Raw genomic sequence first — 1,554 nt, 5'->3', positions numbered from 1 at the left:
CGCACGACGGCCATGGTGTTCGCCACGCCAGGGGTGTTCTTCGGCGCCTGCGCCTCGACCGCCTTCTTCGCGTGCTCGGTGATCTTCGGGTCCAAGGTGGTCTCCAGCCGGTACCCGCCGATCTTCAGCTCCTCCAGGTTGAAGCCTGACTCGGTCAGGTACTCCACCAGGAACGAGCAGAAGAACCCGTACGACGGCCCTGCGCCGACGCACCCGGTCTGCAGCGTGCGGACGGGCTCGCTCAGCCCGAGCGGCGCGTCCTTGTGCGCTTCGGCTTCCTCTTTGGACAGTTTCCCGTCGATCACCATCGCGTCGATCACGAGGTTCCTGCGTTCCACCGCCTTGTCGGGCCGTGCCTCCGGGTCCAGCGCGGTCGGGCTGTTCACCATGCCCGCGAGCATCGCGGCCTGAGGAACGGTCAGCTTGTCCGGTGTGGTGTCGAAGTAGGCCTGCGAGGCGGCGGCGACACCGAAGATCGTCGAACCGAACGGCACGAGGTCGAGGTACCGCGCGAGGATCTCGTCCTTGCTCAACGCGACCTCCAGACCCACCGCGATGCGCGCCTCCCGGAGCTTGCGGGTGATGCTTTGCTCCTGGGCCGCGCGCTGGGCGTTCTTGTCCGTGCGCGCCAGCACGTGCACGAGGTAGTTCTTCACGTACTGCTGGGTCAGCGTGGACGCTCCCTGCTCCACCGACCCGCTCGCGTTGTTGCGGGCCGCGGCGCGCAGTGTCGCGAACCAGTCGACGCCGTTGTGGTCGTAGAAGCGGCGGTCCTCGATCGCGAACAACGCGTCCTTCATGTGCGGGGAGATCTTGTCCGGTGGTGTGCGCACCCGGTACTGGTCGTACAGGTACGCGATCGCCGTCCCGTCCTTGTCCGTCACCGTCGTCATCAACGGCGGGTCGGTGTTCAGCATCTGGGCCAATGTGGACTTCACCTGGTCGCTGAGCGTGTTGGACAACGCTCCCAGCGTCGCGGTGGCGGGGAAGAGGAGCCCGGCGACCAGCGCGCCGGCGAGAAGGCAGAGCCCGGCGAGTTTGCCGACACAGCGCGCGATCGACTTGCGTTCCACGGTCAGACTCCCCTCACTGAATGCGGCTTTCGACGGTTACCCGGCGAATCGCTCATCAGGCGCCCACATCGAATGAACCCGAGGCCGGGAATCCGTCACCCAGCGTGCGGAAAGGGGCTTTCACTCACTCTCTCGTGCCAACAAAGGCATGTCCGGTTTTTCCGTTCCCGGCACGGGTAGCTGGCCATCAGGAACATTCACGCACGGGGAGGAAACCAATGCCTTCGCAAAAAAGTGCTGGCTCTCTTGTCGTTCGCACCGCTGCGATCGCGTTGGTCGCGAGCATGCTCAGTCCCGCGCAAGTCCACGCGTCCGAGGGCTCGGAAGACCACTCGGCCGGCTCGCAGATCGCCAAACACGAAGGCACCGGCGAGATGCTGATGACACCACCGGACCTCGGCGCCGGCAACGTGGGCAGGGTGGACGGCATCGACGTCAGCAGCCACCAGGGCAACGTCGACTGGGGACACTGGTGGCGTTC

General features: G+C 65.7%; 1 protein-coding gene and 1 pseudogene. One reads left to right on the top strand and one right to left on the bottom strand.

The genetic code is table 11. From position 1 onward, the window contains the following. On the bottom strand, positions 1–1,073 hold a 1,073-nt coding region (locus tag DFR72_RS44795; protein WP_245984106.1), incomplete at its 3' end, for a transglycosylase domain-containing protein. 284 nt (positions 1,074–1,357) lie between these two features. Here DFR72_RS44795 and DFR72_RS44790 point away from each other — a divergent pair. Continuing rightward, positions 1,358–1,554 (top strand): annotated as a pseudogene (locus DFR72_RS44790) (lysozyme); the annotation flags it as partial.

The organism is Lentzea flaviverrucosa, assembly GCF_003350445.1.
GTDB lineage: Bacteria > Actinomycetota > Actinomycetes > Mycobacteriales > Pseudonocardiaceae > Lentzea > Lentzea californiensis.
The sequence above is the reverse complement of the archived record's forward strand: the minus strand, read 5'-3'. Positions and strand labels throughout refer to the sequence as shown.